The sequence below is a fragment of the Kitasatospora sp. NPDC096077 genome (assembly GCF_040303245.1).
In the GTDB taxonomy this organism is placed as follows: Bacteria; Actinomycetota; Actinomycetes; order Streptomycetales; family Streptomycetaceae; genus Kitasatospora.
Window position 1 is genome coordinate 126263 of record NZ_JBEOSV010000010.1, and the last position, 19608, is coordinate 145870.

The window sequence follows — 19608 nt, forward strand, 5'->3', positions numbered from 1 at the left end:
GTATGGCCCGATTTCCGGGCCGATCCTGGGCTCCGTCGGCCTCTGGTGCCACCGGCGACGCCGGCTCCTCCGGTGGGCGCCCACACGGTCGGCAACAGCTGCCCCGCGCCGAGCGGCCCCGCCCGGCACGGCACCGGTCGGTGGCCGGGCAGGTGTTCGCCCTGCAGATCCTGATCGTGCTGCTGCTGGTGGCGGGGGCCGCGGTGGCACTGGTGGTGCAGTCGCGCAACGACGCCGACCGCGAGGCGCGCAACCGGTCGGTGGCGGTCGCCCAGTCCTTCGCCAACGCGCCGGGGATGGTGGCGGCGCTGCGCTCCCCCGACCCGACCGCGGTGCTGCAGCCGAGGGCGCAGGCCGCCGAGGTCTCCTCGGGCGTGGACTTCATCGTCGTGCTGAACGACCAGGGCATCCGCTACACCCACCCCGACCCGGACCGGATCGGCCGGAAGTTCGTCGGCGAGTACGAGCCCGCGCTGCACGGGCAGGTGGTGACCCAGCACCTCACCGGGACGCTCGGTCCGCTGGTCCAGGCGGTGGTCCCGGTGTACGCGCCGGGCGGCCAGGTGGTCGGGCTGGTGTCGGCCGGGGTGACCCTGGGCAACGTCACCACCGCGAGCGAGCGGCAGCTGCCGGTCGTCCTGGGCGCGGCGGCGGGCGCGATAGGGCTGGCGACCCTGGGGACGGCCCTGATCAGCCGGCGGCTGCGGCGGCAGACCCACGGGCTCGGCCCGGTCGAGATGACCAGGATGTACGAGCACCACGCGGCCGTGCTGCACGCGGTGCGCGAGGGCGTGATGATCGTCGGCGGGGACGGGCGGCTGCTGCTCTGCAACGACGAGGCTCGCCGGCTGCTGGACCTGCCGCCGGACGCCGAGGGCCGTCCGGTGGCCGAGCTGGGTCTGGAGCCCGCCCCGCTGGAGCTGCTGACCGCGAACCGTCCGGTGAGCGACGAGGTGGTGCTGGCCGGGGAGCGGCTGCTGGCGGTGAACGTCCGGCTGACCGACCGGGACGGCGGCCCGCCCGGCTGCGTGGCCACGCTGCGCGACTCGACCGAGCTGCGGGCGCTGACCGGCCGGGCCGAGGGCGCGCAGCGGCGGCTGCGGCTGCTGTACGACGCCGGGATGACGGTGGGCAGCTCGCTGGACGTGATCCGGACAGCGGAGGAGCTGGCGCAGGTCGCGGTGCCGCGGTTCGCGGACTTCGTCACGGTGGACCTCGCCGAGCAGGTGCCGGCCGGTGAGGAGCTGCCGCCGGGCGGTTCGCTGGAGCGGATGCGCCGGGTCGCGCTGGCGGGCGTCCGGGACGACCCGCCGTTCCATCCGGTGGGCACCGCCCTGGACGTGGTGCCGGCCACCCCGCTGGCGGGGACGCTGGACAGCGGGCTGCCGCGGCTGGAGCCGGATCTGGCCCGGTCGCAGGACTGGCGGGCGCAGGACCCGGAGCGCTCGGCGCAGGTGCTGGCGTACGGGGTGCACTCGCTGGTGCGGGTGCCGCTGCGGGCCCGCGGGGTGCTGCTGGGGGTGGTCCGGTTCTGGCGGGCGGAGCGGCCGGAGCCGTTCGAGCCGGAGGACCTGACGCTGGCCCAGGAGCTGGTGGCGCACGCGGCGGTGTGCATCGACAACGCCCGCCGGTACACCCGCGAGCACGCCATGGCGGTGACCCTGCAGCACAGTCTGCTGCCGCGCAGCCTGCCGGAGCAGAGCGCGCTGGAGGTGGCGCACCGCTACCTGCCGGCCCAGGCCGGGGTGGGCGGGGACTGGTTCGACGTGATCCCGCTGCCGGGCGCGCGGGTGGCGCTGGTGGTCGGCGACGTGGTCGGCCACGGGCTGCACGCGGCGGCGACGATGGGGCGGCTGCGGACCGCGATCCACAACTTCTCGACCCTCGACCTGCCGCCGGACGAGCTGCTGGGCCATCTGGACGAGCTGGTGAACCGGATCGACCAGGAGGAGGCGGGCGACGCCGGGAGCGCGGGCCTGACCGGGGCGACCTGCCTGTACGCGATCTACGACCCGGTGTCGCGGCGCTGCACGCTGGCCGGGGCCGGGCACCCGCCGCCGGCCGTGGTGGACCCGCAGGGCCGGGTGACCTTCCCGGAGCTGCCGACCGGGCCGCCGCTGGGGCTGGCGGTGCTGCCGTTCGAGAGCGTCGAGCTGGAACTGGCCGAGGGCAGTCGGCTGGTGCTGTACACCGACGGGTTGGTGGAGGACCGCGAGCGGGACATCGACGAGGGCCTGGAGCTGCTGCGCACGGCGCTGAGCGGGCCGCCGCGCACGCCCGAGCAGACCTGCGCGGACGTGCTGCGGGTGATGCTGCCGGCGCATCCGGAGGACGACATCGCGCTGCTGGTCGCGGAGACCAGGGTGCTGGCGCCGGACCGGGTCGCCCAGTGGGACGTGCCCGCCGATCCGGCGGCGGTGGGGGCGGTCCGGGGGCAGGTGGCACGGCGGCTGGCGGACTGGGGGCTGGACGAGGCCGCGTTCGTCACCGAGCTGATCCTCAGCGAGCTGGTGACCAACGCGATCCGGCACGGCTCCGGGCCGATCCGGGTGCGGCTGCTCCGCGACCGTTCGCTGATCTGCGAGGTGTCGGACGGCAGCAGCACCTCGCCGCACCTGCGGTACGCGGCGACCGAGGACGAGGGCGGGCGCGGGCTGTTCCTGGTCGCGCAGTTCGCGGACCGCTGGGGGACGCGCTACACGGCGACCGGGAAGGTCATCTGGACGGAGCAGCCGTTGGAGTGAACGCGGAGCGGGAAGTCGGACCGGCCGACTCCCCGCTCCCGGGGTTCAGCGCCGGAAGGCGGCGTCCAGCACGTTCACCACGTCGCCGACCACGATCACCGCCGGGGGCTTGACGCCCTCGGCCTCGACCACGGCGGCGACGGTGGCCAGGGTGGCGTCCACCCTGCGCTGGGCGGCGGTGGTGCCCTCCTGGACGATCGCGACCGGGGTGTCGGCCGCCCGACCGTGCTCGACCAGCGTGGCGGCGATCGCGCCGATCTTGTCCACCGCCATCAGCAGCACCAGGGTGCCGGTCAGCCCGGCGACGGCCGTCCAGTTGGTGACCGAGCGCGGGTCGTCCGGGCCGACGTGGCCGGAGACCACGGTGAACTCCTGGGTCAGCCCGCGGTGGGTGACCGGGATGCCGGCCGTCTCCGGGACGCTGATCGAGCTGGAGATGCCGGGCACCACGGTGACCGGGATGCCCGCCTCGGCGCAGGCCAGCAGCTCCTCGCCGCCACGGCCGAAGACGTACGGGTCGCCGCCCTTGAGCCGGACCACGAACTTCCCGGCCTTGGCGTGCTCGATCAGCGCCTCGTTGATCGCCTCCTGGGCCATCTGGCGGCCGTACGGGATCTTCGAGGCGTCGATCACCTCGACGTGCTCGGGCAGCTCGGCGAGCAGCTCGCGCGGGGCGAGGCGGTCGGCGACCACCACGTCGGCGTCGGCGAGCAGCCGGCGGCCGCGCACGGTGATCAGGTCCGGGTCGCCGGGGCCGCCGCCGACCAGGGCCACGCCGGCGCCGTGCGAGCGGTACGCGCGGGTGGCCAGCGAGCCGTCCCGCAGGCCGCCGACGATGGCGTCGCGCAGGGCGGCGGAGTGCCGCGGATCGCCGGTGAGCACGGCGACGGTGGCGCCGGCGTCGCGGCCGCTGGCCGGGGTCCAGGCGGTGGCGGCGGAGGCGTCGTCGCTGCGGGAGCAGAACACCCGCTCGCGCTCGGCCTCGGCGCTGACCGCCGCGTTGACCGCCGGGTCGTCGGTGGCGACCAGCACGTACCAGGCGCCGGCCAGGTCGCCGTCCGCGTACGGGCGGGCGTGCCAGGTGAGTTCGCCCGCGTCGGCCATGGCCTGGACGGCCGGGGTGGTGCCCGGGGATATCAGGTGCAGCTCGGCGCCGGAGGCGATCAGGGCCGGCAGCCGTCGCTGCGCGACCTGACCGCCACCGACCACGACGACGCGGCGGCCGGCCAGCAGCAGACCGACCGGGTACGGGGTCCGGCCCTCGGTGCCGGGGTGCGGGGTGGGCGCGCTCATCGGCGGTGCTCCTGATCGGGGATGAGGGGTTAGAAGCGGTGCGGTGGTACGCCGCTCCGCGGGCCGGCGCGCCCTCGGGCCGGTCCGCGGAGCGGGTGGGGTGGTGCGTCAGGCCTTCTCGGTGACCCCGGCGGAGTCGAAGGTGGCTACATCGTGCATCGCGCGGGCCGCACTCTGCACCAGCGGAAGCGCCAGCAGGGCACCGGTGCCCTCGCCGAGCCGCAGGTCCAGGTCGATCAGCGGACGCAGGCCCAGCTTGGCCAGCGCGGCCTGGTGGCCGGGCTCGGCGGAGCGGTGGCCGGCGATGCAGGCGGCCAGCACCTCGGGGGCGATCGCCTTGGCGACCAGCGCGGCCGAACCGGCGATCACGCCGTCCAGCACCACCGGGGTGCGCAGCGAGGCGGCGCCCAGCAGGAAGCCGGCGATGGCCGCGTGCTCCAGGCCGCCGACCGCGGCGAGGACGCCGATCGGGTCGTTCGGGTCGGGCTGGTGCAGGGCCAGCGCGGCGCGGATGACCTCGATCTTGCGGGCGTGGGTCTCGTCGTCGATGCCGGTGCCGCGGCCGGTGACCTCGGCCGGGTCGAGGCCGGTGAACACCGAGATCAGGGCGGCCGAGGCGGTGGTGTTGGCGATGCCCATGTCGCCGGTGACCAGCGCCTTGTTGCCCGCCGCGACCAGGTCGCGGGCGGTCTCGATGCCGACCTCGACGGCCTGCAGGGCCTCCTCGCGGGTCATCGCCGGACCCTGGGTCATGTCGGCCGTGCCGGGCCTGACCTTGCGCGGCAGCAGGCCGGTGGCCCGGCCCTGCTGGACGGCCTGCGGCAGCTCGGCGGCGACGCCGACGTCCACCACGCAGACCTCGGTGCCGATCTGCTTGGCGAAGGAGTTGATCACCGCTCCCCCGGCCAGGAAGTTCCCGACCATCTGGGCGGTCACCTCCTGCGGCCACGGGCTGACCCCCTGGGCGTGCACGCCGTGGTCACCCGCGAAGATCGCCACGCAGGCGGGCTCCGGGATCGGCGGCGGGCACTTGCGGGACAGGCCGCACAGCTGGGCGGAGATGATCTCCAGCATGCCGAGCGAGCCGGCCGGCTTGGTCATCCGCTTCTGGCGGTCCCAGGCCTCGCCGAGCGCCTTGGCGTCCAGCGGGCGGATGCCGCGCAGGGTGTCGGCGAGCAGGCTCTGCGGCTCCTCGCCGGGCAGCGCGCGGTTGCCGTACTGCTCCTCGTGGACGACCCAGGCGAGCGGGCGCTTCTTCGCCCAGCCCTGCTGCTCCAGCTCGGGCTCGTCCGGGAACTCGTCGACGAAGCCGACGCACAGGTAGGCGACGACCTCCAGGTGCTCGGGCAGGCCGAGCTCGCGGACCAGCTGCTCGTCGTCGAAGAAGCTCACCCAGCCGACGCCCAGGCCCTCGGCGCGGGCGGCCAGCCAGAGGTTCTCCACGGCCAGGGCGGCCGAGTACGGGGCCATCTGCGGCTGGGTGTGCCGGCCGAGGGTGTGCCGGCCGCCGCGGGTGCGGTCGGCGGTGACCACGATGTTCACCGGGGTGTCGAGGATGGCCTCGATCTTGATCTCCCGGAACTGCTTGGCCCGGCCCTTCGGCAGCGAGTCCGCGTACGCCTCGCGCTGGCGCTCGGCCAGGGCGTGCATCCGCTTGCGGGTCTTCGCGGAGCGGATCACCACGAAGTCCCACGGCTGGGAGTAGCCGACGCTGGGCGCGGTGTGGGCGGCCTCCAGGACCCGGATCAGTACCTCGTGCGGGATCGGGTCGGGGCGGAAGCCGTTGCGGATGTCGCGGCGCTCGCGGATCACCTGGTGGACGGCGTCGCGGCCGGCCTCGTCGTAGCCGGGGGCGGCGGGGCCGCGGGGCTCGGCGGGCTGCTCGGGCTCGGTGGGCTCGACGGGCTGCTCGTCCTCGGCGGCCGGGGCCTCGGCCTGGAGCTCGGTCGGGGCCTCCACCGGGGCCTCGGTCGGCTCCACCGGCTCGGCGGGCTGCTCGGGCTGCTGGTCGGCGGGCTGCTCGGGCTGGGCCTCGGGCTGCGGCTCCTCGGCGGCGGACGCCTCGACGGGCTGCTCGGCGGGGGCCTCGGGCTGCTCGGTGACCGGCTCGGTGGGCTGCTCGACCGATTGCTCCGCGGCCTGCTCGGCGGCGGGAGCCTCCTCCTGGACGGCCTCCGGCGCGACGGCGGCCTCGGCCTGGTCGGCGACCGGCTCGGCCTGGTCCGCAGCCGGCTCGGCCGGGGCCTCGGCGGGCTGTTCGGCGGCCGGGTCGGCAGGCTCGACGGTCGACTCGGCGGCCGACTGCTGCTCGGTCTCCGGGGAGACGGCCTCGACGGACTGCTCGGTCGGCTGCTGGGCTGCGGCCTCGACGGGCTGCTCCGGCTGCTCGCCCTGCTCCGCGACCGGCTCGGCCGGGGCCTCGGCGGGCGACTCGGCCGGGACGGCCTCCGGCTGCCCACCCTCGGCGACGGCCTCCACGACGGCCTCGGCGACGGCCTCGACCGTCTCGGCGACGACGGACTCGACGACATCGGCAGACTCGACGACATCGGGCTCGGCGGCGGGCTGCTGCTCAACGGTCTCGGCGACGGCCTGACCGGAGGGCATCTCACCGGTGCCGGCGGCGGTCTCGGCGACCGGCTCGACCACGACGGCCTGATCCACCGTCACGGCTTCCACGGCCTCGGTGACCTCGGCGACCTCGGTGACCTGCTCGGCCTCCGGAACCGCCTCGACGGCCGGGACCGGCTCGACAGCCTGCGGCGGCGCGTCGGCGGCCGCTATGGGGGCGGGCCGCTCCTGAACCGCCTCCTCGGCCACCGGCGCCTGCTGGGCCGCCTCGACCTTGGGCAGGCCGTGCGGGGTCGGCGCGGCGAGGAAGGCGGAGATCCGGCGCGGCTGACCGGCCGGGGCGGCGGCCTCGGGCTGCTCGGCGGGGGCCGTGGCCTCCGCGACGACGGCCTCGGCAGCGGCCTCGACCACCACGGCCTCGACCACCACGGACTCGACCACCGCGGACTCCACGGCGGCGTCGACGACCACGGTCTCGACCGCGACGCCTTCCACCGCGGGAGCCTCGACGACCGGCTGGGCGGCGGCCTCCACCGGCACCGGCTCGACCGCGACGGCCTGAGCGGCCTCGGCCACCGGCGGGACCGGTACGGCTTCGGCGACCGGCACGGCCTGGCCGGCCTGGACCGCCTCCGGAAGCTCGACGACCTCGATCACCTCGATGGCCCCGACCGTCTCCACGGCCAGCATCCCCTCGACCGGCTGCGAGGCCAGCGGCACCTGCTGGTACCCCTGGCCCTGCGGCACCTGGTGAACCTCCGGCCCGGCCTCGACCGTGGTGGTCACCGGGGGAACCGGCGCGGTGGGCGCCATCGGTACGGCCTGCGGCGCGACGGCCTCGCCCATCGGCGGCCGGCCGACGACCGGGATGCCGTGGGCCGGGGTGCCGCCCTGCGAGGGGCCGCGGTCGGCCAGCGAACGGACCGGCACCTGGCCGGTCATCAGCGAGGGGTCCGGGATCGGCGGGCCGGCGTGCAGCGGGCGGCGCGGCTGCTGAGCCTGCGTCATCGGCTGCTGCGCGTGCGGCTGCGCCGGGGCGGCCTGGAGCGGCGGCTGCTGGGCGTGGTCACCACCGAGCACCGGCGGGTCGACCGGCGGCCAGGACGGCTCGACCGGGACGCCGTCCGGCTGCGCCGCGAACGGCGCCTGCTCGGCGCCCCAGGAGCCCTGCGGGCCGGGCATCAGCAGGACGTCGTCCTCGTCGTCCAGCCCGTCCGGCTGGTCGACGAAGTGGAAGGCCGGGCGCGGGGCGCCCTGGTCGACGGTCCAGCCCTCGCCCGGGGCGGCCGGGGCGGGCACGCCGGGGACGGTGAAGGTCGGCTGGCCCTCGAAGGCCGGCTGGCCCTGCGACGGGATCACGCCCGCGCCGGGGGGCACCGCGCCGGGCAGGCCGCCGACCGGCGCCGCCGGATTGGGGATCACGCCGCCGTCGGTCGCGACGCCCTGCAGGGGTGCAACGCCCGCGACGCCCTCCGGTCCGCCGAGCGGGCCGGGCCCGACGTGCAGGTGCTCCGGCTGTCCCTCGCCCGGGACATGGCCGCCATCGGTCATTGTCAAAGCTCCTTCCAGGCCGCTGCCGCGCCCCTTGGCGACGCGATCACCGACCGCAGCGCCCATCCGCACGGGCCGCGCCTTCACCGACCCGCCCCTCAACCACACGCGGCCGCCGCGCCGTGGCGCTGCGGCCCAAGTCCTTCCGGCGCGCTGCGGCACCCCGGTCCGGGCCCCGCCCGTACGGACGGTGTGCCGTCCGAATCAACGACAACCCGGAGCAACCGGTACGACCGCTCCGGACCCTACGGCATTCTCCAGGTCCGGCACGCGGCCCGTCGAATTGCCCACACTCCGAGCGGAACCGGGTTGCACCACGTCAAAAAGGTGACAAACCGACCGAATCGGGTGGGTCGCTGGCGGCTGCAGCTGCCTGGGACGCCACACTACCGGCCCGGCGCGGTGACCTCTCGAATCGGTGTCCGGATGCGACCTGGATCACCGCAGGGTCCACCCGCGGCTCCGCCGCGCACCCGAGGCCTTCACACGATCTGCTCACCCCAGAGCAGCAGTGCGCCGCCCGGGCCCGTTCCGAGCGTCAGTGCGCCGCCCTCCTCGGCGGACCGCAGCGGGGTGGACTGCAGCAGCGCGCCGTCCGCCCGGTAGCCGGCCCCGGCGATGGCCCGGTGGATCTCCTCGGCCTCGGCGAAGGTCCGGGCCACCGCGACGAAGCGTTCCGGCTTGCGGGCCAGCACCGCCCGCACCACGTCCAGCCCGCCGGACTCCACCACCGCGGCGTCCGGCTCGGGCAGTCCGCCGAGCACCTCGGGGCCCTGCCCGTGGACGGTCTCCACCTCGACCCCGTACCGGCGGGCGTTGACGGTGAGCCGGGCGCAGGCCGAGCGGGAGGACTCGACCGCGACCACGGCGGCGCCGAACCGGGCCGCCTCCACGGCGAGGGCGCCGCTGCCGGCGCCGACCGACCAGACCAGGTCCCCGGGACGCGCACCCAGACGGGCCAGCACCAGGGCGCGCACGTGCGCGGGCAGCGCCTCCGACGCGCCCGGCTGACCCTCCGTGCGCCCGGCGCCCGCGTAGGCGTCACCGGGGAGCGCCCAGCCGCGGTCCGCGCCGGGGTAGCCGAGCGGGCGCCCCGCCAGCCAGCCGGCCGCCTCGCCGAGCGGGCCGGCCTGGGCGCCGCCGCCGATCACCAGCACCACGTTGGGGTCGCGCCAGACGTGGTCGGCGATCCGGTCGGAGGTGAGGACGGTGACGTCCTCCTCCGGAGTGCCGAGGGCCTCGCAGACCACGAAGGTCCGGTGCACCCCGCGCAGCATCAGGGCGAGTTCGCCGGGACCGGCGCCCGGGGCGGTGAGCACCGCGACCTTGGGGTGGGCCCGGCAGATGTTGGCGGCGCGGCGCAGCCGGCCGCCGTGGGCGCTGACCACCTGGGCGTCCTCCCAGGGCATGCCGGCCCGGGCGAAGGCGGTGGCCACGGAGGAGACGGCGGGCAGGACTTCGAGTTCGAGGCCGTACTCGGGGCGGCGCAGGGTGCGCACCACGCCGAAGAAGCCCGGGTCGCCCTCGGCGACCACGACGGCGGCGCCGCGGTGCTCGGCGATCGTGCGGGCGGCCTGCTGGACGTTGCCGAGGGCGAGCCGCTCCGCCGCCTCCGGTACCGGGAGGGCGTCCAGTTGGTAGGGGGCTCCGGCCACCAGGGTCGCCGCGGCGAGGGCCGCACCGGCGGCCTCGGTCAGCGGCGTACCGTCCCACCCGATGACCGTGATCCGGTCAGCCATCTGCGGCCGTTCTCCCTCGACTCGATGCGCGGCTCGTCGCGCCGGCGGCTCGGTGCCGGCGGACAGGTGCCGACGGGCCGGTGCCGGCGGTCCGGGGCGGCCCGCCGCGTCGGTGGCGCTGCGTCGGCTCCGCGGGGCCCGTTGGGTGGCACCGGTGAGAGGCTACCGGGTGCGGTCGTCCGGAGGACGACAACTCGCACACATGTCCGCGCCGGGCGGGTGACCAGCGGGGGATCAGTCGCGCAGCACGTAGCGGTGGTCGCCGTGCCAGCCGTCGTGGTGCAGTTCGGGCGACTCCAGGTCCTCCGGGAGCAGGCTCCACAGGATCAGGTCGCTGCGGCTGTCCACCACGACCTCGCCGGACTCGCCGCGGACTATCCAGGCACTGCGCAGCACGCCCTCGCTGATGCCGCCGATCTTCTGGGCGACCTGCTGGGCGGCGGTGTTCCCGGCGGCGGTGCGCAGTTCCAGGCGCAGGAAGCCGCGGTCCTCGAACAGCCACTGGGCGACGCCGAGGACGGCCTCCGGGGCGTAGCCCTCGCCGCGTGCCCAGACGGCGGTGACGTAGGAGATCTCGGTGCTGCGCAGCCGCCAGTCGGTGTTGCGCAGTTCGACCAGGCCGACCAGGCGCTGGGTGAGGTGCTCGGTGACGGCGAAGACGATGCCGCGGCCCTCGGCGCGGTGGGCGGGGGCGAGGGTGCGGGCGAGTTCGGCCGCGTACTCCTCGGTGAAGGGGTGCGGGAGGTCGGTCCAGGCCAGCACGAGGTCGTCGGCCATCATGGTGGCCAGGCCGGGGGCGTCGTCCTCCGCAAGGGGTCGCAGCAGCAGCCGCTCGGTGCTGATGGCGGTCTCGGGGAAGCTCGCTGCCATGCCGTCTCTCCTCGCCGGGTCGTGAACACAACACCGTACGCCTCCGTCGCGCACCGGCCATCACGCGGTGCGCCGCCCGCACGACGGTACGTCAGAACCCGGTCTGCCGTGGTGTCCCTGGTGCATACTGCCCGACCGGGCCCCCGCCGAGGTGCGGCGGGGGCCCGGTCGGGCGCTGCGCGAGGTGTGACCGTACGACGGTCAGGTCGGTCGGGTCGGTCAGAAGGCCGGGATGACCGACCCCTGGAAGGTGTCGTTGATGTACTTCTTGACCTCGTCGGAGTGCAGCAGCTCGGCCAGCTTCTTCACCCGCGGGTCGTTCTCCTTGCCCTTCTTGACGGCGAGGATGTTGGCGTACGGGTTGCCCTCGGCCTTCTCCAGCACCAGCGCGTCGGTGGTCGGCTTCAGGCCCGAGTCGATCGCGTAGTTGCCGTTGATCACACCGGCGTCCAGGTCGGCGAGGGAGCGGGGGACCTGGGCGGCCTCCAGCTCCTTCCACTTGAAGCCCTTCGGGTTGCCGGTGACGTCCGCCGGGGTGGCGGCGGTGCCGGCGCCGTCCTTGAGGGTGATCAGCTTGTTGTCGGCGAGCAGCTTGAGCGCCCGGCCCTCGTTGGTGGCGTCGTTCGGCAGGCCGATGGTGGCGCCGTTCGGCAGGTCGTTGAGCGACTTGACCTTCTTGGAGTAGACGCCCAGCGGCTCCAGGTGCACCGGCTCGACCGACACGATGTCCGTGCCGTTCTTCTTGTTGAAGTCCTCCAGGTACGGCAGGTGCTGGAAGTAGTTGGCGTCGGCCGAACCGTCCTGCACCGCCGTGTTGGGGGTCACGTAGTCGGTGACCTCCTTGATGTCGAGCTTGAGGCCCGCCTTGGCCGCGAGGTTGTCCTTGACGAACTTGAGGATCTGCGCGTGCGGGGTCGGGCTGGCCACGACCTTCAGCGGCGCGTTCGGGTCCGAGGAGGAGGAACCCGAGCTGCCGCAGGCGGCCAGCGACAGGGCGAGGCCGGCGGTGGCGAGGACACTGAGGGACTTCACAACGTTGCGCACGAAAAGTGCCTTTCTGCGTGATGCGGGGAGCCGCGTCCGGAGGTCGGACGGGGGAGGTCTAGGAGGCGACGAGTTCGTCGTCGGGGGCGGTGGCGCGCGGGCGGAGCAGGCGGGTGCGTCCGCCGCCGCGGCCCCGGTTGGCCAGCCGGCGCACGGCGTAGTCGCCGGCCAGCTGGATGATCGTGACGATGATCGCGATCTCGGCCACGATGATCCACATGAAGGTGGTCTCGAAGCGCAGGTAGCCGTACCGGTAGGCGAGGTCGCCCAGACCGCCGCCGCCGACCGTGCCGGCCATCGCGGAGTAGCCGATCAGGGCGATGACCGTGGTGGTGACGGAGGCGACGATGCCGGGCAGCGCCTCGGGCACCAGCGTCTTGCGGACCAGCGTCCAGGTGCTGCCGCCCATCGCCTGGACGGCCTCGATCAGCCCGCGGTCGACCTCCCGGACGGAGGTCTCGACCAGTCGGGCGAAGAACGGGATCGCGCCGACGGTCAGCGGGACGGTCGCGGCCTGCCAGCCCAGGGAGTTGCCGGTCAGCCAGCGGGTGAAGGAGATCAGCGCGATCATCAGGATGATGAACGGCAGCGAGCGGGTGAGGTTCACCACCGCGCCGAGCACCTTGTTCACCGGCTGGTTCTGCAGCGCGCCGCCCTTGGAGGTGAGCACCAGCAGCACGCCGAGCGGCAGACCGATCAGCACGGTGCACAGGGTCGAGACCCCGACCATCTGGAAGGTCTCCTGGGTGGCGGGCCACATCAGTTCCTGCATCTGGTCCCAGCTCAGACCGCTCATGCCACCGCTCCGTCCGCCGCGCCGATCACGTCCACCTGCAGGCCCTGCTCGCGCAGGTAGCCGATCGGCACCACGTTGTCCTGGTGGCCGCCGGGCAGCTCGACCCGCATCCGGCCGACCATCCGGCCGGCGATGGTCTCCACCGCGGCACCGAGGATGTTGATGTCGATCTGGTAGGTGCGGGCCAGCTGGGAGACGAACGGCTGCGCCGGGGTGTCGCCCTGGAAGGTGATCTCCAGCACGGTCGCGCCCGGGTGGCCGGTGCCGAACTCGCTCAGCGGGAACAGCTCGCGGGCCAGTTCGGAGCCGGGCTCGGACAGCAGGTCGGTCAGCTCGCCGGACTCCACCACCCGGCCGCCGCGCATCAGGGCGGCGGAGTCGCAGACGGACTTGATGACGTCCATCTCGTGGGTGATCAGCAGGACCGTCAGGCCCAGCTGCTGGTTGAGGTCGCGCAGCAGCTTGAGGATCGAGCGGGTGGTCTCCGGGTCGAGCGCCGAGGTGGCCTCGTCGGAGAGCAGCACCTTGGGGTCGCCGGCCAGGGCGCGGGCGATGCCGACCCGCTGCTTCTGGCCGCCGGACAGCTGGTTGGGGTAGCTGCGGGCCTTGTCGGCGAGGCCGACCAGGTCGAGCAGCTCGGCGGCCTTGCGGCGGCGCTGGGTGCGGTCCAGGCCGATGATCTCCAGCGGGAGCTCGACGTTCTGCTGCACCGTGCGGGAGGAGAGCAGGTTGAAGTGCTGGAAGACCATGCCGATCCGGCGGCGCGCCTCGCGCAGGTCCTTGCCGGCCCGGTTCTCGCCGCCGGACAGCGCGGTGAGTTCGACCCCGTCCACGGTGACCGTGCCGGAGGTCGGGCGCTCCAGCATGTTCACGCAGCGGATGAGGGTGGACTTGCCGGCACCGCTGGTGCCGACGACTCCGTAGACCTCGCCCGGGCGGACGTGCAGGTCGACGCCGGCGAGGGCGGTCACCTCGCGGCCTCGGGAACGGTAGACCTTCGTCAGGTCCGTGGTGGTGATCACAGCTGCTTCCGTGGGTCGGGGGCGGGCGGCGGTGTCGGCCGACCGACCGCGGTGCGGTCGGCGGCGTTCCACGACGCCTCACCAGGGGGATCCGGACCTGCCACCCCTTGATCGTGGCCGCAGAACGGCCGGGCCGCGCGACGGCGTGGCCCTAACGAGTCATCGACGGCCGCGGGCGGGCACGCCGGAGGGGAGGGTCCGGGACTTCCGGTTTCCGGGAGGGGGCGCGCTCGCACGGGCGGGAGCGGCGCCGGAGTCTCGCTTCGGGGCGCGAGGGGGTGGCACCCTCAGTGGGTGCCGGGGGCGGTGGCCCTCAGCAGTGACACATTCGACGGCACATGGCACGCTCACCTGCCGGCAGCGTGCCGGTGGGGGTCCAGTTCGTCGTCGCAGTCATGTGAGCCAGTAAAACAGATGGGTCGATTCCCGCCCAACTGTTCGGGCCCGACTGTCCGCATTGCGGACACCGGCCTGCGGGGGCCGGGGTGGAACGCCTCGACGCCGCCCACCCGGGGTCCGGATGGCGGCGGCGTCGAGGTCGGTCGAGGATGCCCGGGTGCGGGCGGCGCTCAGGCGGTCCTGGCGAGCGGGGCGGCGACCGGCTTCTCCAGGTGCACGACGCTCAGCCGGCTGGTGACCGGCTCGACGGCGGTCTGCCGGTAGCCCTGGCGGGCGTAGAGCCGCAGGTTGCCGAGGCTCCGGTGGCCGGTGAACAGCCGGAAGACCGTCACCGGGCGGCCGTCCTCGGCCATCCGGCGCTCCAGCGCGTCCAGGAGGCGGCCGCCCAGGCCGTGCCGCTGCATCCGGGGGTGGACCACCAGACGCCCTATCCGGCCGATGCCCTCGGCGTCGACGTGCCCGCGGACGGCGCCGACCACCTCGTCGCCCAGCCGGGCGACCAGGACGTGCTGCTCGGTCAGTTCGGCGCGCAGGCTCTCCAGGCTCTGTGTCAGGGGCTCGATCGCCCAGTCGCCGTACAGCTCCGCCTCGGGCTGGTAGCCCAGGTACTGGAGCTTGAGGATCTGCTCCGCGTCCTCGGCCGCCGCGGCCGAGATGATCACGCTCATGCCCATGTGGAGGGGCCTCCCCAGTCGTCGTGCCCGGCGCGCAGAGGGTGGCGCGCTCACGCTCAGTATCCGAGTGGACGCGCCACCGTCAAGAGTGACGTTCGCCAGCGTGCTACCCGGGTGTCAGCTTCCCTCAACCTTCGGAGGGCCAGACGTGGCAAGGGTCACGCCGGAGTGGCGGCGGGGGCGACGCGCCGGGCGCGGGGCGGCGGCGGCTGTGGGGCGCCCGGGTGAGGGCGGCCGCGGACGGGCGGGGCCGCCCGGTCAGGGGTAGCGCTCGGCGCGCAGGAGGAGCCGCAGGCAGGCCAGGCAGCGGGAGCGGGTGGGGCCGATGGAGCCGCGTGGCATGCCGAGGCGTTCGGAGAGCTCGCGGTAGGTGGGCGGCGGATCCTCGGCGAGGGCGGCGACCAGTTGCGGACAGCGGCCGGGCAGCGCGGCGACGGTCTCCCGGACCACGCGGCGGCGACGTTCGGCGAGGTAGACGTCCTCGGCGGAGGGGACGGGCGGAAGGGGGGTGCACACACCGTGCTTGACGGGCCCGGGCGGAGCCGGTTACGCCCGGGCCGGGGCACGCACGCGGGAGGGGCGCGCCGGTCGGACCGCCGCGCCCCTCGCACGCTGCCCCAGGCGTCAGTTCTGGGTCCACTCCTGCTGCCGCGCCAGGTCCGCCTTCACCTCGGCGAGCTGGACCGCGACGGCCGAGGGGGCGGTGCCGCCGCGCCCGTTGCGGGAGGCGATGGCGCCGTGCACGCTGAGCACCGACCGGACGTCGGGGGTCAGGTGCTCGGAGATCGAGGCGAACTGCTCGTCCGTCAGGTCGGACAGCTCGATGCCCTGGCCCTCGCAGACCTTGACGCAGGCGCCGGCCACCTCGTGCGCGACCCGGAACGGCACGCCCTGCTTGACCAGCCACTCGGCGATGTCGGTGGCAAGCGAGAAGCCGGCCGGGGCCAGCTCCTCCAGCCGCTCGCGGTGCACGGTGAGGGTGGCCATCATCCCGGTGAACGCGGGCAGCAGCACCTCCAGGGTGTCGCAGGAGTCGAAGACCGGCTCCTTGTCCTCCTGGAGGTCCCGGTTGTAGGCGAGCGGCAGCGCCTTGAGGGTGGCCAGCAGGCCGGTCAGGTTGCCGATCAGCCGGCCGGACTTGCCGCGGGCCAGCTCGGCGATGTCCGGGTTCTTCTTCTGCGGCATGATCGAGGAGCCGGTGGAGAAGGCGTCGTGCAGGGTGATGAAGCCGAACTCCTTGGTGTTCCAGATGATCACCTCCTCCGCGATCCGGGAGAGGTTGATCCCGATCATCGCGGTGACGAAGGCGAACTCGGCGACGAAGTCGCGCGAGGCGGTGCCGTCGATGGAGTTGCCGACCGAGCCGCCCTCGAAGCCGAGGTCGGCGGCGACCGCCTGCGGGTCGAGGCCGAGCGAGGAGCCGGCCAGCGCGCCGGAGCCGTACGGGGAGACGGCGGTGCGGGCGTCCCACTGGCGCAGCCGCTCGGCGTCCCGGCCGAGGGCCTGCACGTGCGCGAGGACGTGGTGGGCGAAGAGCACCGGCTGGGCGTGCTGGAGGTGGGTGCGGCCCGGCATCGCGGTGTCCGGGTGGGCCTCGGCGAGGCCGACCAGGGCGTGCTGGAGGTCGAGCAGCAGGCCGCCGATGGTCCGGGCGTGGTCCCGCAGGTACATCCGGAAGAGGGTGGCGATCTGGTCGTTGCGCGAGCGCCCGGCCCGCAGCTTGCCGCCGAGTTCGGCGCCGAGGCGCTCCAGCAGGCCGCGCTCCAGGGCGGTGTGGACGTCCTCGTCCACGACGGTGCCGACGAAGGTGCCGGCCTGGACGTCGGCGAGCAGCTGGTCGAGGCCGGCCAGCATGCCGGCCAGCTCCTCGTCGGAGAGCAGTCCGGCCTTGTGCAGCACCCGGGCGTGGGCCTTGGAGCCGGCGATGTCGTACGGCGCGAGCCGCCAGTCGAAGTGGACCGAGGCGGAGAGCCGGGCCAGCGCCTCGGACGGGCCGTCGGCGAAGCGCGCGCCCCAGAGGCGGACGTCGGAGGACTGCTGGGCCGTCATCGCGGTGGCTCCTTCACACATGTACGGTGGGTGGCATAAGTATGCATCACACCGTATGAAACACAAAACCCCGGTCGAAGGGGATCCTTCGACCGGGGTTCCGGTGGCCGCGGCCCTACTGGGCCTTGGCCTGGGCGAGTTGCATCAGGTGGTCGGCCAGCGCCTGGCCGCCGGCCGGGTCGCGGCTGATCAGCAGCACGGTGTCGTCGCCCGCGATGGTGCCGATGATCTCGAACACCTCCGCCTGATCGATCGCCGAGGCGAGGAACTGGGCGGCCCCGGGCGGGGTGCGCAGCACCACCAGGTTGCCGGAGGCGGTCGCGGAGACCATCAGCTCGCCGGCCAGCCGGGCCATCCGGCCCTCGCTGGCCGACTCCCCCATCGGGGCGCGCGGCGTGCGGTCGCCGCCCTCGGCGGGGACGGCGTAGATCAGTGCGCCGTCCCGGTTGCGGATCTTGACCGCGCCCAGCTCGTCCAGGTCCCGGGAGAGGGTGGCCTGGGTGACCACGAGTCCGTCGTCGGCGAGCAGCTTGGCGAGCTGGCTCTGCGAACGCACGGGCTGGCGGGTGAGCAGGTCCACGATCCGCCGGTGGCGCGCGGTGCGGGTCTGTGGGACCTGCGGCGTCGGGCCGGCGGCGGAGGGGCCGGAGCGGGAATCGGTCATGTGATTATTCTCCCGGACGACGGTCAGCTCGCATCGGCCGGGGCGCTCTCGCGGACCGTCCGGAGGATGCCCGGCAGCGCGGCGAGGAAGGCGTCCGCCTCCTGCTCGGTGAGCACCAGCGGGGGCGCGAGCCGTACGGCGTCCGCGACGGCGGCGTTGACCAGGAAGCCCGCCTGCTGGGCGACGGCCTGCACCCGGGCCGCGACCGGCTGGGTGAGGACGATGCCGAGCAGCAGTCCGGCGCCGCGCACGTGCGAGACCAGCGGGTCGCCGATGGCCTCGACGCCGTGCCGCAGCCGGTCGCCGATCTTGCGCACGTGCTCCAGCAGGCCCTCGGACTCGATGGTGTCCAGCACCGCGAGCCCGGCCGCGGCGGCCACCGGGTTGCCGCCGAAGGTGGTGCCGTGCTGGCCCGGGGTGAGCAGGTCGGCGGCCGGGCCGAAGGCCAGCACCGCGCCCATCGGCAGGCCGCCGCCGAGCGCCTTGGCCAGGGTGACCACGTCCGGCTCGACGCCCTCGAAGGCCTGGTGGGCGTACCAGTGGCCGGTGCGGCCGACGCCGGTCTGGATCTCGTCCAGGACCAGCAGGGTGCCGGTGGCCCGGGTGATCTCGCGGGCCGCCTTCAGGTAGCCGTCGGGCAGCGGGATCGCGCCGTTCTCGCCCTGGATCGGCTCCAGGAAGACGGCGGCGGTCTCGGTGGTGACGGCCGCGCGCAGCGCCTCGACGTCGCCGAACGGGACATGGGTGACGTCGCCGGGCAGCGGGCGGAACGGGTCCTGCTTGGCGGGCTGGCCGGTGAGCGCGAGGGCGCCCATGGTCCGGCCGTGGAAGCCGCCCTGGAGGGCGACCAGGTGGGTGCGGCCGGTGCGCCGGCTGATCTTGAAGGCGGCCTCGTTGGCCTCGGCGCCGGAGTTGCAGAAGAACACCCGGCCGCCGTCCCGGCCGTCCAGCCGGAGCAGCCGCTCGGCGAGGGCGATGGTCGGCTCGGCCATGAAGAGGTTGGAGACGTGGCCGAGGGTGGCGATCTGTCGGCTGACCGCCTCGACCACGGCCGGGTGGGCGGTGCCGAGGGCGTTGACGGCGATGCCGCCGAGCAGGTCGGTGTACTCCTTGCCGTCGGCGTCCCAGAGCTTGGCGCCCTCGCCGCGCACCAGCGGGATCCGCGGGGTGCCGTAGTTGTCGGTGAAGGCGTGCTGCCACCGGTCGGTGAGCTGCTCGTTGTGCGTCATGCCAGTCCCCCGGTCACGGTCGGCTCGTCGTCGGGCACGACCATCGTGCCGATGCCCTCGTCGGTGAAGATCTCCAGCAGCAGGCTGTGCTGCACCCGGCCGTCCAGCACGCGGGCGGTGCCCACGCCGGAGCGGACGGCGCGCAGGCAGCCCTCCATCTTGGGGAGCATGCCGCTGGCCAGGGTCGGCAGCAGCCCCTCCAGTTCGGTGGCGTTGAGCTGGCTGATCACGTCGTCAGAGTTCGGCCAGTCCTTGTACAGGCCCTCGACGTCGGTCAGCACCACCAGCATCTCGGCGCCCAGGGCGACCGCCAGGGCGGCCGCGGCGGTGTCGGCGTTGATGTTGTAGACGTGGCCGTCGGCGCCGCGGGCGATCGAGGAGATGACCGGGATCCGGCCGTCGGCGATCAGCGCCTTCACCGCGCCGGCCTCGATGTTGACGATGTCGCCGACCAGGCCGATGTCGACCGGCTCGCCGTCCACCACGGCGTAGCGCTTGACCGCCGTCATGGTGTGGGCGTCCTCGCCGGTCATGCCGACGGCGAACGGGCCGTGCTCGTTGAGCAGGCCGACCAGCTCGCGCTGCACCTGGCCGGCCAGCACCATCCGGACCACGTCCATGGTCTCCGGGGTGGTGACCCGCAGGCCGTTGGTGAAGCTGGACTCCAGGCCGAGCTTCTCCAGCTGGGCGCTGATCTGCGGGCCGCCGCCGTGCACCACGACGGGGTGCAGTCCGGCGTACCGGAGGAAGACGACGTCCTGGGCGAAGGCGGACTTGAGGCTCTCGTCGACCATGGCGTTGCCGCCGAACTTGATCACCACGGTCTTGCCGTGGAAGCGCTCCAGCCACGGGAGCGCCTCGATCAGCGTCAGGGCTTTGGGCAGCGCGGTGTTGTTGCGGGCCTGTTCGCCCTTGGGTGCGATCTGCACGGGATTCCCTCGTCGATGGGGTCCCCCCGGCCGC

The 19608-nt window shown here is 74.3% G+C and carries 14 protein-coding genes; 1 reads left to right on the forward strand and 13 read right to left on the reverse strand.

Translation table 11 applies throughout. The features are described from left to right. Positions 1 to 2: 2 nt before the first annotated feature. On the forward strand, positions 3 to 2744 hold the full coding sequence (locus ABTZ03_RS12865; RefSeq protein WP_350512943.1) for a SpoIIE family protein phosphatase: 2742 nt from the start codon (positions 3 to 5) through the stop codon (positions 2742 to 2744). 45 nt (positions 2745 to 2789) lie between these two features. On the opposite strand, the gene cobA is transcribed toward ABTZ03_RS12865, so the two are convergent. From cobA to argB, 13 genes are all read right to left on the reverse strand, one after another. Then, entirely contained in the window at positions 2790 to 4037 is a 1248-nt protein-coding gene (gene cobA / locus ABTZ03_RS12870; RefSeq protein ID WP_350512944.1) for a uroporphyrinogen-III C-methyltransferase, read from the reverse strand. Positions 4038 to 4145: 108 nt separating this feature from the next. Beyond that, positions 4146 to 8159 (reverse strand): nicotinate-nucleotide--dimethylbenzimidazole phosphoribosyltransferase, encoded by a 4014-nt coding sequence (cobT, locus tag ABTZ03_RS12875; protein ID WP_350512945.1) that lies wholly within the window; start codon positions 8157 to 8159, stop codon positions 4146 to 4148. Between the two features lie 482 nt (positions 8160 to 8641). After that, positions 8642 to 9898 carry a precorrin-6y C5,15-methyltransferase (decarboxylating) subunit CbiE gene (cbiE, locus tag ABTZ03_RS12880; RefSeq protein WP_350512946.1) on the reverse strand — a complete coding sequence of 419 codons (1257 nt, stop codon included), beginning with the start codon at positions 9896 to 9898 and terminating at the stop codon, positions 8642 to 8644. Between the two features lie 234 nt (positions 9899 to 10132). Then, positions 10133 to 10768, reverse strand: a complete 636-nt coding sequence (locus tag ABTZ03_RS12885) for a GNAT family N-acetyltransferase (RefSeq protein ID WP_350512947.1) — start codon at positions 10766 to 10768, stop codon at positions 10133 to 10135. A gap of 219 nt (positions 10769 to 10987) precedes the next feature. Continuing rightward, the gene (locus ABTZ03_RS12890; RefSeq protein WP_350512948.1) at positions 10988 to 11812 is read right to left on the reverse strand and encodes a MetQ/NlpA family ABC transporter substrate-binding protein; all 825 of its coding nucleotides are present in this window, start codon (positions 11810 to 11812) and stop codon (positions 10988 to 10990) included. Positions 11813 to 11870: 58 nt separating this feature from the next. After that, positions 11871 to 12599, reverse strand: coding sequence for a methionine ABC transporter permease (locus ABTZ03_RS12895; RefSeq protein WP_350513012.1), 729 nt, complete (start codon positions 12597 to 12599; stop codon positions 11871 to 11873). 5 nt (positions 12600 to 12604) lie between these two features. Then, the gene (locus ABTZ03_RS12900; protein WP_350512949.1) at positions 12605 to 13630 is read right to left on the reverse strand and encodes a methionine ABC transporter ATP-binding protein; all 1026 of its coding nucleotides are present in this window, start codon (positions 13628 to 13630) and stop codon (positions 12605 to 12607) included. Positions 13631 to 14199: 569 nt separating this feature from the next. Then, positions 14200 to 14703 (reverse strand): GNAT family N-acetyltransferase, encoded by a 504-nt coding sequence (locus ABTZ03_RS12905; RefSeq protein WP_350512950.1) that lies wholly within the window; start codon positions 14701 to 14703, stop codon positions 14200 to 14202. Positions 14704 to 14961: 258 nt separating this feature from the next. Continuing rightward, positions 14962 to 15219, reverse strand: coding sequence for a hypothetical protein (locus ABTZ03_RS12910; RefSeq protein WP_350512951.1), 258 nt, complete (start codon positions 15217 to 15219; stop codon positions 14962 to 14964). Positions 15220 to 15327: 108 nt separating this feature from the next. Next, on the reverse strand, positions 15328 to 16752 hold the full coding sequence (argH, locus tag ABTZ03_RS12915; RefSeq protein WP_350512952.1) for an argininosuccinate lyase: 1425 nt from the start codon (positions 16750 to 16752) through the stop codon (positions 15328 to 15330). Between the two features lie 115 nt (positions 16753 to 16867). Then, a complete protein-coding gene (locus tag ABTZ03_RS12920; RefSeq protein WP_270148298.1) occupies positions 16868 to 17416 on the reverse strand; it encodes an arginine repressor in 549 nt (182 codons plus the stop codon). Between the two features lie 23 nt (positions 17417 to 17439). Next, the gene (locus tag ABTZ03_RS12925) at positions 17440 to 18645 is read right to left on the reverse strand and encodes an acetylornithine transaminase (RefSeq protein WP_350512953.1); all 1206 of its coding nucleotides are present in this window, start codon (positions 18643 to 18645) and stop codon (positions 17440 to 17442) included. After that, positions 18642 to 19574: an acetylglutamate kinase gene (gene argB / locus ABTZ03_RS12930; RefSeq protein ID WP_350512954.1), complete on the reverse strand. Its 933-nt coding sequence runs from the start codon at positions 19572 to 19574 to the stop codon at positions 18642 to 18644. The genes ABTZ03_RS12925 and argB overlap by 4 nt, the downstream gene beginning before the upstream one ends. Positions 19575 to 19608: the final 34 nt, after the last annotated feature.

Bases quoted from the DNA above. Each gene is read 5' to 3' on its own strand.
- ABTZ03_RS12920 (WP_270148298.1), bottom strand. From the start codon at position 17,416: ATGACCGATTCCCGCTCCGGCCCCTCCGCCGCCGGCCCGACGCCGCAG.
- argH (WP_350512952.1), bottom strand. From the start codon at position 16,752: ATGACGGCCCAGCAGTCCTCCGACGTCCGCCTCTGGGGCGCGCGCTTC.
- ABTZ03_RS12865 (WP_350512943.1), top strand. From the start codon at position 3: ATGGCCCGATTTCCGGGCCGATCCTGGGCTCCGTCGGCCTCTGGTGCC.
- cbiE (WP_350512946.1), bottom strand. From the start codon at position 9,898: ATGGCTGACCGGATCACGGTCATCGGGTGGGACGGTACGCCGCTGACC.
- cobT (WP_350512945.1), bottom strand. From the start codon at position 8,159: ATGACCGATGGCGGCCATGTCCCGGGCGAGGGACAGCCGGAGCACCTG.
- ABTZ03_RS12905 (WP_350512950.1), bottom strand. From the start codon at position 14,703: ATGGGCATGAGCGTGATCATCTCGGCCGCGGCGGCCGAGGACGCGGAG.
- ABTZ03_RS12885 (WP_350512947.1), bottom strand. From the start codon at position 10,768: ATGGCAGCGAGCTTCCCCGAGACCGCCATCAGCACCGAGCGGCTGCTG.
- cobA (WP_350512944.1), bottom strand. From the start codon at position 4,037: ATGAGCGCGCCCACCCCGCACCCCGGCACCGAGGGCCGGACCCCGTAC.
- ABTZ03_RS12925 (WP_350512953.1), bottom strand. From the start codon at position 18,645: ATGACGCACAACGAGCAGCTCACCGACCGGTGGCAGCACGCCTTCACC.